At 71.4% G+C, this 14,059-nt stretch carries 11 protein-coding genes; all 11 read left to right on the top strand.

All coding sequences use genetic code 11. The features are described 5' to 3' along the window. Nucleotides 1-75: 75 nt before the first annotated feature. The 11 genes from greA (at nucleotide 76) to ispF (ending at nucleotide 13,996) form a co-directional block, all read left to right on the top strand. Entirely contained in the window at nucleotides 76-549 is a 474-nt protein-coding gene (greA, locus tag F593_RS0104595) for a transcription elongation factor GreA (protein WP_022927585.1), read from the top strand. Nucleotides 550-568: 19 nt separating this feature from the next. Then, nucleotides 569-2,080, top strand: a complete 1,512-nt coding sequence (gene lysS, locus F593_RS0104600; RefSeq protein ID WP_022927586.1) for a lysine--tRNA ligase — start codon at nucleotides 569-571, stop codon at nucleotides 2,078-2,080. Between the two features lie 168 nt (nucleotides 2,081-2,248). After that, nucleotides 2,249-4,834 carry an ATP-dependent Clp protease ATP-binding subunit gene (locus tag F593_RS0104605; RefSeq protein ID WP_022927587.1) on the top strand — a complete coding sequence of 862 codons (2,586 nt, stop codon included), beginning with the start codon at nucleotides 2,249-2,251 and terminating at the stop codon, nucleotides 4,832-4,834. A gap of 251 nt (nucleotides 4,835-5,085) precedes the next feature. After that, nucleotides 5,086-6,492 (top strand): PLP-dependent transferase, encoded by a 1,407-nt coding sequence (locus F593_RS0104615; protein ID WP_022927588.1) that lies wholly within the window; start codon nucleotides 5,086-5,088, stop codon nucleotides 6,490-6,492. A 234-nt stretch (nucleotides 6,493-6,726) separates the two neighbouring features. After that, nucleotides 6,727-8,196 carry a DNA repair protein RadA gene (gene radA, locus F593_RS0104620; RefSeq protein ID WP_022927589.1) on the top strand — a complete coding sequence of 490 codons (1,470 nt, stop codon included), beginning with the start codon at nucleotides 6,727-6,729 and terminating at the stop codon, nucleotides 8,194-8,196. A gap of 208 nt (nucleotides 8,197-8,404) precedes the next feature. Next, entirely contained in the window at nucleotides 8,405-9,517 is a 1,113-nt protein-coding gene (gene disA / locus F593_RS0104625) for a DNA integrity scanning diadenylate cyclase DisA (protein ID WP_022927590.1), read from the top strand. A 75-nt stretch (nucleotides 9,518-9,592) separates the two neighbouring features. Further along, a complete protein-coding gene (locus F593_RS0104630; RefSeq protein ID WP_022927591.1) occupies nucleotides 9,593-10,243 on the top strand; it encodes a CarD family transcriptional regulator in 651 nt (216 codons plus the stop codon). A 39-nt stretch (nucleotides 10,244-10,282) separates the two neighbouring features. Beyond that, a complete protein-coding gene (ispD, locus tag F593_RS22485; RefSeq protein ID WP_022927592.1) occupies nucleotides 10,283-11,050 on the top strand; it encodes a 2-C-methyl-D-erythritol 4-phosphate cytidylyltransferase in 768 nt (255 codons plus the stop codon). Nucleotides 11,051-11,156: 106 nt separating this feature from the next. Then, nucleotides 11,157-12,530, top strand: coding sequence for a hypothetical protein (locus F593_RS0104640; RefSeq protein WP_022927593.1), 1,374 nt, complete (start codon nucleotides 11,157-11,159; stop codon nucleotides 12,528-12,530). Between the two features lie 45 nt (nucleotides 12,531-12,575). After that, nucleotides 12,576-13,499 carry a histidinol-phosphatase HisJ family protein gene (locus tag F593_RS0104645; protein WP_022927594.1) on the top strand — a complete coding sequence of 308 codons (924 nt, stop codon included), beginning with the start codon at nucleotides 12,576-12,578 and terminating at the stop codon, nucleotides 13,497-13,499. Next, on the top strand, nucleotides 13,499-13,996 hold the full coding sequence (ispF, locus tag F593_RS0104650; protein ID WP_033205943.1) for a 2-C-methyl-D-erythritol 2,4-cyclodiphosphate synthase: 498 nt from the start codon (nucleotides 13,499-13,501) through the stop codon (nucleotides 13,994-13,996). Before F593_RS0104645 ends, ispF begins: the two co-directional genes overlap by 1 nt. Nucleotides 13,997-14,059 lie beyond the last annotated feature (63 nt).

Raw genomic sequence — 14,059 nt, forward strand, 5'->3', positions numbered from 1 at the left:
CCGCCGTCCGCGACCACAGAACATCCCCATCGGCGCGCGCTTCCGCCCGCGGCGCCGAAGGCGAAAGGCCGTACGTTGCCCAAGGACGTCATCCTCACCCCCGAGGGTCTCGAGAAGCTCAAGCAGGAACTGGATCACCTCACGACGACGAAGCGTCGCGAGGTCGCGGAGCGGATCAAGGACGCGCGCGACTTCGGCGACATCTCGGAGAACTCCGAGTACGACGACGCGAAGAACGAGCAGGCGATGATCGAGCGTCGCATCCTCGACATCGAGGAGCAGCTCCGCTCCGCCTCCGTCATCGACGAGTCCTCCCTCTCCACCGACGTCGTGCAGGTCGGCACGCACGTCACCGTGAAGGACGAGAAGGGCAAGGACCGGGAGTACGCGCTCGTCGGCTCCGCCGAGGCGAACCCGGAGGAGAACAAGCTCTCCAACGAGTCGCCGGTCGGCAAGGCGCTGCTGGGGCAGGCGAAGGGCGACAAGGTCACCGTGAACCTGCCCAACGGCCGCACGCGCACGCTCGAGATCGTCTCGATCTCGCGCTGATCGCTCCCCTCCGCCCCGCATGAGCGACCCCACGCCCGAGCAGGCCGGCACCGCCGCGGCCGCCGAGGACGGCACCGACCTCCTCGCGGTCCGGCGCGCGAAGCTCGACCGCCTGCGCGCGGCCGGCGTCGAGCCGTTCCCGCACGACTTCGACGGCGTGGAGGCGATCGCCGGGATCCGCGAGCAGCACGCGGGCCTCGAGGACGGGGCGGAGACGGACGTCCGCCACCGCATCGCCGGGCGCCTGCGTGCCCGCCGCGGCCAGGGGAAGATGGCGTTCCTCGACCTCGACGACCGCTCCGGCCGGATCCAGCTGCAGGCCAAGCTCGACGTGCTCGGGCCCGAGCGCATGTCGCGGCTGCTCGACGACGTCGACCTCGGCGACCTGCTGGGCATCGACGGCACGGCCTTCGTCTCCCGCCGCGGCGAGCTCACGCTCCGCGTCGAGGACATCACGGTCCTGGCCAAGTCCCTGCGGCCGCCGCCGGACAAGTTCCACGGCGTCGCGGACCAGGAGCTGCGCCAGCGCCGGCGCGAGCTCGACCTCATCGGCAACGACGACACCCGCCAGGCGTTCATCATGCGCTCGCGGATCGTCTCCGAGATCCGCCGCTTCCTCGACGCGGACGGGTTCCTCGAGGTCGAGACCCCGGTGCTGCAGCCGCTCTACGGCGGCGCGCTGGCCCGGCCCTTCGTCACGCACCACAACGCACTGGACCGCGACCTCTACCTGCGGATCGCGACGGAGCTGTACCTCAAGCGCCTGATCGTGGGCGGCCTCGAGCGCGTCTACGAGCTCGGGAAGAACTTCCGCAACGAGGGCATCTCCCACAAGCACAACCCCGAGTTCACGATGCTCGAGTGGTACGAGGCCTACGCGGACGTCGAGGACGCCGCGAACCGCCTCGAGGCGTGCGTCTCCCACGTCGCCGCCGCGGTGGGGTACGAGGGCGAGCTCCGGTGGACGGAGCCGTGGGCCCGCAAGACCCTCGCCGGCGCGATCGAGGAGGAGACGGGCATCGACGTGCTCGCCCACCGCACCGCCGAGGAGCTCGCCGCCGTCGTCCGCGCGTCGGCCCGGACGGACGTCGACCCCGACGGCCGCACCTGGCCGCAGCTCGTCGACGACCTGCTGAGCAAGGACGTCGAGCCGAAGCTCGTCCAGCCGACGATGCTCTTCGACTACCCCGTCGAGCTCTCGCCCTTCGCGAAGCGCAAGCGCACCGCGGACGGCCAGGACACGGGGCTCGTCGAGCGCTTCGAGGCGTTCGCGCTGGGCATGGAGATCGCCAATGCCTTCTCCGAGCTCAACGACCCGGACGAGCAGCGCCGTCGGTTCGAGGAGCAGGCGCGCCTCGAGCTGGCCGGCGACGACGAGGCCCAGCCCTACGACGAGTCGTTCGTCGAGGCGCTCGAGCAGGGCATGCCGCCCACGGGCGGCCTGGGCCTCGGCATCGACCGGCTGGTCATCTGCATGACCGGCCGCAGCACGATCCGGGACATCGTCCTGTTCCCGACGATGCGCGACTGAGGGATCCCGTCTCCGCCCGGTGGGTATCCACCGGACGAACGGTCATTACGGCTTTTGACGCATCCAGGCAGGGCCTGAGCGTCGTAAGTCCTGTACGGGAGGGGTGTCTGGCAGGGCCGGGTGAGGCCGCTGGTAGAGTCTCTCTTGAGCCACGGAAGGATCCCCAGGATGTTCGAGCGATTCACAGAACGAGCCAGGCAGGTTGTCGTTCTCGCCCAGGAAGAGGCGCGGACGCTCAAGCACAACTACATCGGGACGGAGCACATCCTTCTCGGTCTGTTGCGTGAGGAGGAGGGGCTCGCCGCGCGCGTGCTCGAGTCCCTCGACATCACCGTCGAACGCGTGCGGGCGCAGGTCGTGCGGATCGTCGGCTCGGGTGAGGAAGTCACCTCGGGCCAGATCCCGTTCACGCCCCGCGCGAAGAAGGTCCTCGAGCTGGCGCTGCGTGAAGCGCTGAGCCTTGGGCACAACTACATCGGCACGGAGCACATCCTGCTCGGCCTGGTCCGGGAGAACGAGGGCGTCGCCGCCCGCATCCTCCTCGACTTCGACGCCGACAGCGAGAAGATCCGCAACGAGGTCATCCGGATGCTGTCCGGCCCGGGCGGGCGCCGTCAGACGACGGGCTCCTCCGTCGGCGGCTCCGGCCAGACCACCGAGGGGTCGCCGAAGCAGCGCTCCTCCAAGGTGCTCGACCAGTTCGGTCGAGACCTGACGAAGCTGGCCGCCGAGGGCAAGCTCGACCCGGTCGTCGGTCGCGAGACCGAGATCGAGCGGATCATGCAGATCCTCTCGCGCCGCACGAAGAACAACCCGGTCCTGATCGGCGAGCCGGGCGTCGGCAAGACGGCCGTCGTCGAGGGTCTGGCGCAGGCCATCTCCTCGGGCGAGGTGCCCGAGCTGCTGCGCGACAAGCAGATCTACACGCTCGACCTGGCGGCCCTCGTCGCCGGCTCGAAGTACCGCGGTGAGTTCGAGGAGCGCCTCAAGAAGGTGATGAAGGAGATCGCCAACAAGGGCGACGTCATCCTCTTCATCGACGAGATCCACAACCTCGTGGGTGCCGGCGCGGCCGAGGGCGCGATCGACGCGGCCTCGATCCTCAAGCCGGCCCTGGCGCGTGGCGAGCTGCAGACGATCGGCGCCACGACGATCGACGAGTACCGCAAGTACCTCGAGCGCGACTCAGCGCTGGAGCGTCGCTTCCAGCAGGTGCGCGTCGAGCAGCCCGCGCCGGAGGAGGCCGTGCAGATCCTGAAGGGCCTGCGCGACCGCTACGAGCAGCACCACAAGGTCGAGATCACCGACGAGGCCCTCGAGGCCGCCGTCGAGCTCGCCGACCGCTACATCTCCGACCGCCAGCTCCCGGACAAGGCGATCGACCTCATCGACGAGGCGGCCTCGCGCAAGCGGATCCGCTCGATGGCGTCGCCGCCGGTGTTCCAGGAGGTCGAGGAGCAGATCGCCGAGGCGCGCCGCAAGAAGGACGCGGCGATCGAGGCGCAGGAGTACGAGACGGCCGCGTCGCTGCGCGACGAGGAGCGCAAGCTCGTGCAGAAGAAGCGCGAGCTCGTCGAGCAGTGGGAGCAGGGCGAGGGCGAGCAGCCGCGCCTGTCGATCGGCGAGGAGGAGATCGCCGACATCGTCTCCATGTGGACCGGTATCCCGGTCTTCAAGCTGACGGAGGCGGAGACCCGTCGCCTGATGCGCATGGAGGAGGAGCTCCACGAGCGCGTCATCGGCCAGGAGCAGGCCGTCAAGGTCGTCTCGAAGGCCATCCGGCGCTCGCGCGCCGGCCTGAAGGACCCGAAGCGCCCGACCGGCTCGTTCATCTTCCTCGGCCCGACGGGCGTGGGGAAGACGGAGCTGGCGAAGTCGCTGGCCAACTTCCTGTTCGGCGACGCCGACGCAATGGTCCGCGTCGACATGTCGGAGTACATGGAGAAGCACGCCGTCTCGCGGCTCGTGGGCTCGCCCCCGGGCTACGTCGGGTACGACGAGGGCGGTCAGCTGACCGAGGCCGTGCGGCGCAAGCCGTACTCCGTCCTCCTGCTGGACGAGATCGAGAAGGCCCACCCGGACGTCTTCAACCTGCTGCTCCAGATCCTGGAGGACGGGCGGCTGACGGACTCGCAGGGCCGGACGGTCGACTTCCGTCACGCCATCGTGATCATGACGTCGAACATCGGCGCCTCGGAGATCGCGAAGTCGACGCCGCTGGGCTTCCAGCTCGGTGACGACGACGAGGCGCTCACGTACGAGGACATGAAGCAGCGCGTCACGGGCGAGCTGAAGAAGGCCTTCAAGCCGGAGTTCCTCAACCGGATCGACGAGGTCATCGTCTTCCACAAGCTCAACAAGCCGCAGATCACGCAGATCGTCGAGCTGATGATCGACCGCGTGCGCAAGTCGCTGCGCGACCGTGAGCTGACACTGGAGCTGTCGGACGGCGTCAAGGACCTCCTGGTCGAGAAGGGCTGGGACCCCGCGATGGGTGCCCGTCCGCTCCGCCGGGCGATCCAGCGCTACATCGAGGACCCGCTCGCGGACTTCGTGCTCGCGAACGAGGTGCCGCCGAAGGCGCTCGTCAAGGTCGACGTGGCGCCGGAGGGCGACACGGAGAACGCCGTCACGCTGACGGTCGTCGAAGCTCCGGTGCCGGTGGCCGCCACCGTCGGCGCCACCGAGGACGAGGCCGAGACGCCCGAGCCCGAGGTCGAGCCGACGGGCGAGGCGCCCGCGCAGGACGCCTAGCACCGCCGCAACACCGCAGGACCGCTGAAGGGCGGGGCCACAGGCCCCGCCCTTCGTGCGTTCCGGGTCGGGGCCCTCCGGGTGCCCCGAGCCCGGTCGCTGCCCGCGGTCACGAGCCCGCGACGCTCGGGGCGGGGCCCGGGCCGCTCTCCCCGGCGGCGGTACGCTGCTCGGGTGACGCAGCCCAGTGCCCCTCGCCGCGACGTCGGCGTCCCCGTCCCGACCGCCGACGACCGCGCGGAGCGCTCCGCATGAGCGGGAACGACGACGCCGGGGACACCTGGGTCAAGGGGGAGGCAGGGGTCCTGCCCAAGGGCGTCGCTGCCGCCGCGCGTGCCCGGCTCGACGCCCAGCGCGAACGGCTCGCCGCGGAGCGGACGGGCGACGCGCCGGCCCCCGAGCCGGCGTCCGCGGGACCGTTCGGCGACGCGGAGGCCCCGACGAGCGCCGGATCGTCGTCCGCCACGCCGCCGGCCACCGGTCCTTCCGGCGAGGACGGTGCGCGCTCGCCCGAGCGGGCGGCCCTGGAGTCCGACGGGCCCGGCGGCGCCGGCGTGGTGCGCGGCAACGTGGTGGAGCACGAGCGCCACCGAGACGAAGCGGGCATGGCCACACGCGTGGTGACCGCCGGTCTCTCCCCGGCCGTCCAGGGCGAGCCGTTCCTGCAGGGTCCCGTCTTCGCCGGGCCGTACCACGCCGCGGGCGACCCGCAGGACGTCAGCCACGTCTACGGCCGGATGAGCAACCCGGGGTTCGAGCGCTACGAGGAGGCGCTCGGGGCGCTCGACGGCGGCGGCACCGTCGTCTTCGCCTCCGGCATGGCGGCCGCCACAGCGGTGCTGCAGTGCATGCTCGGGCCGGACGACACGCTCGTCGCGCCGAGCGACGGCTACCCGGGGGTCCTTACCTTCGCCCGCGAGCACCTCGCGCCGCGGGGCGTCGGCGTCCGCACGGTCCCGACGACGGACGAGGCGATCCGCCGCGCCGCCAAGGGCGCGGCGCTCGTGTGGATCGAGACGCCCGCCAACCCCGGGCTGCAGATCCTCGAGCTGGGGGAGACGATCGCGATCTGCCGCGAGGCCGGGGCGAAGGTCGTCGTCGACAACACGCTGGCGACCCCGCTGCGCCAGCGGCCGCTCGAGCTCGGTGCCGACCTCGTCGTCTCGTCGGACTCCAAGCACCTCACGGGGCACAGCGACCTCATCCTCGGGCACGTGTCCTCCCGCGACACGGAGCTGCTCGAGCGGATCCGTGGCTGGCGCACGCTGGCCGGCGCGGTGCCGGGCCCGTTCGAGATCTGGCTCGCGCACCGCTCGCTCGGCACGCTCGACGTGCGGTTGCAGCGGCAGGAGGCCGTCGCCGCGGCGGTCTTCGCGGCCCTGAGCGCGCGCGACGACCTCGACGACGTGCGCTACCCCGGCATCTCGAGCGTCGTGGGCTTCGACCTGGGCACGATGCGGCGGGCGAAGGCGTTCCTCGGTGCCCTGCGCCTCGTCGTCGAGGCCACGAGCTTCGGCGGCATGCACTCCTCGGCGGAGCGCCGCGACCGCTTCGGCGACGGCCAGGTCGGCCCGGGCTACATCCGCTTCAGCGCCGGCCTCGAGTCCGCCGAGGACGTCGTCGCCGACCTGACGCAGGCACTCGACGCCGCGGGCTGAGCCCCGCGGGCGACTCCGGGCCCGGCGGCCCCGAACCGGCGGCTCCGGGCCCGGCGGCGCCCGCGTCGCCGGAGACGCGGCTGCGGGACGCCGCACCGACGTTCGACGGGCTCGTCACGCACGCGGGGCAGGGTCGAGACCGGCTCGTCACGGAGTCGCCACGGAGGCGTCACGGAGGCGTGACGCCCCGCCCCTGGTCTCTCCGCCGGTGCTGGGCGTAGCGTCCTTCGGTCCATGGCCCGCACCGCCACGATCCACGTCTGCACCGCCTGCGGCCACGAGACGCCCCGCTGGCTCGGCCAGTGCCCGGGCTGCGGCGCCTGGGGCACGATCACCGAGGAGCGGGCGAACAAGCCCACGGGCGGTCGTGGCGGGACGAAGGCGGCGGGGGGCGCGGCCGCGGCCCCCGCCGGCGCCCGGGGCGGCGGCGTGCCCGCGGGCGCACCGACCCGGCTGCGCGACGTCACCGCTCCTCGCGTCCCCCGCATGTGCACCGGCCTGGGCGAGGTCGACCGCGTGCTCGGTGGCGGCCTCGTACCTGGCTCCCTCGTCCTGCTCGGCGGCTCGCCCGGCATCGGCAAGTCGACGCTCCTGAACACGGTCCTCGGCCACCTCGAGGGTGCGGGCACGCGCACCCTCTACGTGTCCGGCGAGGAGTCCGCCGCCCAGGTCCGCCTGCGCGCGGAGCGCCTCGCGGCCCCGCCCGGCCCGGAGGACGCCGGGAGCGCGGCGAAGCCCGGCGACGGCCCGCCCGTCGGGCTCGCCTCGGCGCTCGACGTGCCGATCCTGGCCGAGACCGACCTCGCCACCGTGATCGCGACCATCGAGGCGGAGCGGCCCGAGGTCTGCGTCATCGACTCCGTGCAGACGATGCACGATCCGGACCTCTCCGGGGCCCCCGGCTCCGTCTCGCAGGTGCGTGAGGTCGCCGGCCGGCTGATGGAGGTCTGCAAGCGTCTCGACGTCGCGACGGTCCTCGTCGGGCACGTCACGAAGGAGGGTTCGCTCGCCGGACCGCGCGTGCTCGAGCACCTCGTGGACTGCGTGCTGCAGTTCGAGGGCGAGCGCGAGCGCACCTACCGCACGCTGCGGGCCAGCAAGAACCGCTTCGGCTCGACGAACGAGGCCGGCGTCTTCGAGATGCGCGGCGTCGGGCTCGTCGAGGTCCTGGACCCGTCCGCCCGGTTCGTGGGGGAGGCCACGAAGGCCGCCGGCTCCGTGGTCCTGTGCGCGATGGAGGGCACGCGGCCGCTGCTCGTCGAGGTCCAGGCGCTCGTGTCGCCGAGCGAGCTCGTCCCGCCGCGTCGGGTCTGCAACGGCATCGACCGCAACCGGCTGGCGCTCGTGCTCGCCGTGCTCGCGCGCCACGCCGGCCTCTCGACGAGCACCCACGACGTGTTCGTCAACGTCGTCGGCGGCGTGCGGGCCGACGAGCCCGGGGCCGACCTCGCCGTCGCGCTGGCCGTCGCCTCCGCCGCGCGGGGGATCGTCCCCGGGGTGGCGGGGGACGGCAAGGCCGAGCTGCCCGTGGCCTGCTTCGGGGAGGTCGGGCTCACGGGCGAGCTGCGTGGCGTGGCCCACGCGGACCGCCGGCTGGCCGAGGCGCGCAAGTTCGGCCTGGGCACCGTCGTCCAGCCCGAGCGCTGCCCCACCCTGCGGGACGCCCTGCGCACGGCGCTGCCGCGGCCGAAGCGCGACGGCTGAGCGCCCCCGCTCGGCGCGCCGTTATGCACGGCACCCGCGGGGCGGATAGTGTCGGCCTCAGCGGGGGAGTACGGCCCCGTCGCAGGAAGCGAGCGCCACCCCCGGAAGGCCCCTACACGGGCCGCAGAACCGGTGGGCAGAATCGATCAGGACCGCACACCCTGGAACATGGGGTTGGGGCCGGTACGGCCTTGATACAATTGTTGCGATGGTTCAGCGCTCCGGCGAAGAGTTCGGCGAACTCGAAGGTCGTCAGGAACCCCGGCTGGTGAAGGCGCTCGAGATGATTGCGCCGGGTACCGCTTTGCGGGAGGGGATCGACTCGATCCTCAACGCGCACACCGGCGGCCTGCTGGCCATCGGCGAGCCGGAGGAGATCACGCACCTCTGCTCGGGTGGCATCCGCCTCGACATCGACTACACGCCGGCGCTGCTCTACCAGCTGGCGAAGATGGACGGCGCCATCACCCTGAACGCCAACGCGACGAAGATCGCGATGGCCAACGTCCAGCTCGTCCCGGACCCGACGATCCTCACGCAGGAGACGGGCACCCGGCACCGCACCGCGGAGCGGGTGTCGAAGCAGACCGCCGCGCTCGTCATCGCCATCTCGCAGCGCCGCGAGGTCGTCTCGCTCTACGTCGACGGCATGCGGTACCAGCTCGACCAGATCCCGGTCGTCCTCGCGAAGGCCAACCAGGCGCTGGCGACGCTGGACAAGTACCGCGCCCGCCTCGACCAGGTCTCGACGCGGCTCTCCGCCCTCGAGTTCGAGGGCGGCGCGTCCCTGCACGACGTGCTCACGGTCCTCCAGCGCGCGGAGCTCGTCTCCCGCATGGCGGTCGAGATCGAGCGCTACATCGTTGAGCTGGGCACGGACGGCCGGCTCATCGAGATGCAGCTCGAGGAGACCACCGTCGGCACCGCGGGGGAGAAGGCCGCGCTCGTCCGCGACTACTCCACGGACCCCAGCGAGGAGGCGGTCGCCGAGGCGCTCGAGCAGCTGCCGCGCCTCCCGCACCCCGATCTTCTCGATTTCGGTCGACTCGCCGAGCTCCTCGGCTTCAACCGGAAGCTCAACACGCTGGACTACCCGGTGAGCCCTCGTGGCCACCGGGTGCTGGGGCGCATCCCGCGCCTCCCCAAGCTCGTCGTGCAGCAGATCATCGATCGTTTCGGTGGCCTGGACGAGCTCCTCGTCGGAACCGACGCCGAGTTGGAATCGGTGCCGGGTGTCGGCGAGATCAGGGCGAAGGACATCCGAGAGGGCCTTCGCCGTCTGCAGGAGATCAACCTCGTCGATCGCTACCTGCAGACGTGATGCGCCCAACGCACCACGTCCGCCGGGGCGATCTTCCCGCCGCGCATCATCGCGCGGGCCATCCCAGGAGGGACCATGACTGAGACCATCGACGACGACCTGTTCGAGATTCCCGTTCCGAGCACGGAATGCGACTTTCAGGTCGGCGACAACGTCGTGTACCCGCACCACGGGGCGGGTGTCGTCAAGTCCCGGGCGCCCCGCAAGGTGCTGGGCGAGGAGCGCGACTACCTCAAGATCCGCATCCTGCACAACGACATGACGGTCCACGTGCCGTGCGACCAGGCCAACGCGGTCGGGCTGCGGCGCGTGATCGACGAGGAGACCGTCCGCAAGGTCCTCGACGTCCTCGAGGGTCCGGTCACGGACATGCCGAAGAACTGGAACCGGCGCTTCAAGCACAACCGCGAGAAGATCAAGACCGGCAACATCTACGAGCTGGCCGAGGTCGTCCGCAACCTCGCCACCCGCGAGAACGAGAAGGGCCTCTCGACGGGTGAGAAGCAGATGTTCACGCGGACGAAGAAGGTCCTCGCGTCCGAGCTGATGTACGCGCTCGAGAAGACCGAGGACGAGGCCGAGGAGTACCTCGACGGCATCCTGGCCCCGCCGGCCGAGGGCTCGCCGCAGTACATCGCGGCCGCGGCCCGCGCCGCCGCGCTCGAGGACGAGGACGACGACGAGTCGGTCGACGAGAGCGACGCGGAGCTGGCCCTGCAGGAGTAGCAGCATGACGGTGCACCCCGGGTGCGCCCACGGGCGACGATGGCCGTAGCGGTCGTCGTCGCCGCAGGACGTGGCGAGCGCCTCGGCCATTCCCGGCCGAAGGCGCTCGTCCCGCTTCTGGGCCGCCCCCTTCTCTCCTGGTCGCTGGAGGCGTTGATCGCCACCCGGCCGCTCCGGCGGATCGTCGTCGTCCTTCCCGTCGGGGAGGAGCTGCCCGACCCCGCGGAGTGGGGGCTGCCCGACGGGGCGTGGGACGGGACGAACGGGGTCCGCGTGACCGCCGTCCCCGGAGGTGCCGAGCGCTCGCACTCGGTCCGGGCCGGCCTCGCCGCCTGCGGGGAGGGCCCGCCGCAGGAGCCGGTGCTCGTCCACGACGGCGCCCGCCCGCTCGTGACCCCCGAGCTCGTGCGCGCCTGCCTGCTGGGCGTGGCCCAGGGTGCCGACGCGGCCATCGCGGCGGCCCCGATGACGGACACCGTCAAGGAGGCCACGGCGCCGCACGGCTCCGCGTCGGGCACGGACCTGCCGCGCGTGGCCCGCACGCTGGACCGCTCCGTCCTCTGGGCGATCCAGACGCCGCAGGTCTTCCGGCGCGACGTGCTGGAGCGGGCGTTGTCCCAGCCCGACGACGTCCTCGCGGCCGCCACGGACGACGCCTCGCTGGTCGAGGCGGCCGGCGGCGACGTCCGCCTCGTCCCCGCCCCGCGCAACAACCTGAAGGTCACCGTGCCGGAGGATCTGCACCTCGCGGGGCTGCTGCTCGCCGAGGTGCGGTCATCGCACGTCCCGATATCGCGCGATGTCTAGTTCGGCTGAACGACCGTCTGGCGGCGGCCATCAAGCACAACCGTTCCGTCCGCCGGCCACTCGAATGAGCTGGGCAGCGCTGGGGCAGATAGCAGCTTTGGTTCCTATGCTGCTGATCGGTGGGTATTCCGTCGCAGCTGTAAAGGGGGCGTGGCTCGGAGTATCAGTGCCCGCGATTCTCGAGGCGACTCCCGTCAGGGAGGCGGGATACGAGGCCGTGCGAGTGGCTCTTGTAGGCGGTTTGTTCTTGCCGCTGATCACCGTCGCCCGATTTGCGCCAGAAGGCGTGGTACGCCGGTATGCGGCCACGGCTCTGGACATCATCGGGGCGGTTTGGATGGGGCTCGCAGTCGCAGGCGTCGGCGTTGTAGCCGACTGGTCCGGCGGAACGGGGCCGGTCGCCGGCCAGATGCTGGTGTGGCTGGTCTTGTCCGCGGTACTCGCCGCTCCGATGCAACTCGTTAGGCCAAGCCATGGCCGAGTGCGGGGACGATGGTTGCGGACCGTGTTCTATTTCGTGGTCTGCATCGCCGTGTCGGCCATCGTCGCGGCCGTCACGCGCGGGGATTCCAGCGCTGCTGCTTTGGACACGGGGACTGTCCTTCGGGTGGCGGTCACGCTCGCTGGCTACCTCTTCGTCGTGATGTTGGTCTACGTGTCTGCCTTCCGCGACTTCTCGCAGCGGGTCCAGAACGGGGACGTGTTCTCGCTGCGTGAGACCCTTGATCGCATCACGGCGGTCGCAAGACGAGGCACGCGAAAGCTTGCCGCGTGCTTTCCCAAACCGGACGCTTGGGATCGCCTGCGGCTTCCTTCATTCCCGTGGCTTCTCAAACTCGGAGGCGCCGTTCGTCGCTTCGTAGCGTGGTTCCAGCTGGGCAGCATCGGGCGCGTCGGGGGTGCCACGATCGCAGCCGTGCTCGCGCTCATGCTGGTGTTCTTCCCGGTGTTCCCGCTCCTAGCATTGACAGTGCCTCTCGCGGTGTTCGTCGTTGCGAAGTTCGCAGACGGAGCGAGTTCACTCGGCAACGGGTGGTGGCGGCTGCACGAGGTATGGCTGAGGCCGTCGTCCGTGTCGCTTGCCCTCTGCGTGGGCGTCTTCGTGGCAGCGGCGCCCGCTTTGGGTTCCGGTTGGAGGCCGTGGTCAATCGTAGGCGTGAATCCTGCCCTTCGTGCGACGCTGCCGACCTGTGCTGCACAGCGCGACGCCCTACTCGTTGTCGGTCCCGTAGGAGCGACGGCTAACGTCGTCCCCCTGCGGGCGTTGCATGGCCCGGGGATGAGAACCCCAACGGGCAGCACCTTCGATGTTGACCGTGGCTGCCCGGCCTCGGCAGTGCCCGCGGCGGCTCTCGGTACGGCCATGCCGGAGGCCGAAGTGCGTCTCACTGCCCATCCGTCGATCGGCATGGCTTTGACGAGTGTTCTTTTCGGGGACTTGGGTGGCGTCCCGACGGATTGGATCGCGGCCGATTCGTAGAGACCAGCCACCGCTGCCGCACCTGGTGCGACAGAATCCCGCCCCGTGCTGACCGACCTCCACGTGCACCTGCGCCCGGACGCGCATCCGTCCGAGCCGGAGCAGTTCTTCACGGCCAAGAACGCGGAGCGTTACCGCGAGGCCGCGACGGGCCGCGGGATCGCCGAGCTGGGCGTCTCGGAGCACATCCACCGCTTCGAGCAGGCGCTCGACGTGTGGCAGCACCCCTTCTGGCGGTTCTCCGCCCGCGACGACCTGGACGCGTACTGCGCGTTCGTGCGCGAGGAGACCGACCTGCGACTCGGGATCGAGGCCGACTTCATCCCCGGGCGCGAGGACCGGATGGCGGAGCTGCTCGAGGCCCGCGACTGGGACTACGTCATCGGCTCGGTCCACTTCCTCGCCGACCGCGGCGTGGATGCGGAGTACAACGAGACCGGGACGAACTGGGACGTCTGGCAGGGCGCCCGCAATGCCGACGAGGTCTGGACCCGGTACTTCGAGACCCTCGCCGAGTGCGCGAGCAGCGGGCTGTACGACCTCCTGGCGCACCCCGACCTCGTGAAGGTGTGGGGCCCGGCCCGCCCGATGCCCGAGCGCGACCTGCGCTACTTCTACGAGCCGGCCGTCCAGGCGATCGCCGACGCCGGCATCGCCGTCGAGCTCTCCACGGCGGGGCTGCGCAAGCCCGTCGGCGAGCTCTACCCGGCCCGCACGTTCCTCGAGATGGTCGCGGACGCGGGGAACCCCGTGACGTTGTCGAGCGACGCCCACACGCCCGACCACCTCGGCTACGGCTACGCCGAGGCGCTCGACCTCCTGCGCGAGGTCGGCATCACCGAGCTGGCGACGTTCGAGCGCCGCACCCGCCGCCAGATCCCGATCGAGCAGGCCGACGCAGAGCGCGTGCACCGCCACGGCGACACGCCGCCGCCGGCGATCGACCCCGAGACCGGGCGGCCGGGCTGATGCCCGCCGGGCTCCCCGACGTCCGCACCGGGCTGGGCTGGGACAGCCACCGCCTCGTGGAGGGCCGCCCGCTCATCCTGGGTGGCGTGCGCATCGAGAGCGCCGTCGGGCTCGACGGGCACTCCGACGCCGACGTCCTGACCCACGCGGTGATCGACGCCCTGCTCGGCGCGGCCGGGATGGGCGACATCGGCGAGCACTTCCCCGACACGGACGAGCGCTGGCGCGGCGCCGACTCCATCGCGCTGCTCCGGCACGTGACGACGCTCGTCGCCGAGCGCGGGTGGACCGTCACGAACGTCGACGCCACCGTGATCCTCGAGCGGCCGAAGCTCAGCCCGCACAAGGCGGCCATGGCCGCCACGATCGCGGGGACTCTCGGCGTCGACGTCGAACGGGTCAACGTGAAGGCGACCACCGCGGAGCGGCTCGACGCCGTCGGCCGCGGCGAGGGCGCCGTGGCCCAGGCCGTCGCGACGATCGTGCGGCAGCCCTGAGCGCTCCCGGGCGCGTCGGGCCCCGCCGGGACGACGGTGCGGCCCCGACGCCGCGGACGGGGG

It is taken from the genome of Patulibacter americanus DSM 16676 (assembly GCF_000420025.1).
GTDB classification, from domain to species: domain Bacteria; phylum Actinomycetota; class Thermoleophilia; order Solirubrobacterales; family Solirubrobacteraceae; genus Patulibacter; species Patulibacter americanus.

Bases quoted from the DNA above. Each gene is read 5' to 3' on its own strand.
- ispD (WP_022927592.1), top strand. From the start codon at position 10,283: ATGGCCGTAGCGGTCGTCGTCGCCGCAGGACGTGGCGAGCGCCTCGGC.
- F593_RS0104605 (WP_022927587.1), top strand. From the start codon at position 2,249: ATGTTCGAGCGATTCACAGAACGAGCCAGGCAGGTTGTCGTTCTCGCC.
- F593_RS0104630 (WP_022927591.1), top strand. From the start codon at position 9,593: ATGACTGAGACCATCGACGACGACCTGTTCGAGATTCCCGTTCCGAGC.
- F593_RS0104615 (WP_022927588.1), top strand. From the start codon at position 5,086: ATGAGCGGGAACGACGACGCCGGGGACACCTGGGTCAAGGGGGAGGCA.
- lysS (WP_022927586.1), top strand. From the start codon at position 569: ATGAGCGACCCCACGCCCGAGCAGGCCGGCACCGCCGCGGCCGCCGAG.
- disA (WP_022927590.1), top strand. From the start codon at position 8,405: ATGGTTCAGCGCTCCGGCGAAGAGTTCGGCGAACTCGAAGGTCGTCAG.
- F593_RS0104640 (WP_022927593.1), top strand. From the start codon at position 11,157: ATGCTGCTGATCGGTGGGTATTCCGTCGCAGCTGTAAAGGGGGCGTGG.
- ispF (WP_033205943.1), top strand. From the start codon at position 13,499: ATGCCCGCCGGGCTCCCCGACGTCCGCACCGGGCTGGGCTGGGACAGC.
- radA (WP_022927589.1), top strand. From the start codon at position 6,727: ATGGCCCGCACCGCCACGATCCACGTCTGCACCGCCTGCGGCCACGAG.